Origin of the sequence: Kluyvera sp. STS39-E, from assembly GCF_040932435.1 — a bacterium.
Classification (GTDB): domain Bacteria; phylum Pseudomonadota; class Gammaproteobacteria; order Enterobacterales; family Enterobacteriaceae; genus Kluyvera.
The window spans coordinates 1-440 of sequence record NZ_JBFQGA010000027.1 but is presented as its reverse complement, the minus strand read 5'-3'; the positions used below and the strand labels follow the sequence as shown (position 1 = coordinate 440).

1 protein-coding gene is annotated in these 440 nt (G+C 46.4%); it reads left to right on the top strand.

Annotated elements, in window-relative coordinates:
* On the top strand, positions 1-440 hold a 440-nt coding region (locus AB4K05_RS24660; RefSeq protein ID WP_368482273.1), incomplete at both ends, for an ATP-dependent endonuclease.

The window sequence follows — 440 nt, the reverse complement described above, 5'->3', positions numbered from 1 at the left end:
AGTGAGAGTTTAAAGGCAACATGGGCAACGCTGCATAAAGGTAAATTTTTTGCTGACCCTAAAATTACTTTTGTCGCATCAGAAATTGAATCGCTGTTAAGGCATCTGTCTGTTTCATTTACCCCAGGTCACGACGGCTCATTTGTCGATTTTTCAAGGCTGAGCGATGGCCAAAAGTCCATGCTTTACCTTTCTCTTGTCTTATCGTCTCAGGCTATTGGCAGGGCTGTTCTTGCAGAAGAAGATTTATCGTTTGATCCCGATAAATTACGTCCACCAGTCTTCACTCTGGTAGCCCTTGAGGAGCCAGAAAACAGCCTTTCTCCACATTACTTGGGCCGCATTGTTAGCTCCCTAAATGTCATGACAAAAAACCTGGATGCGCAAGCTCTCATTGCGACGCATGCGCCCACAATGCTGCGCCGGGTAGCACCTGAGTT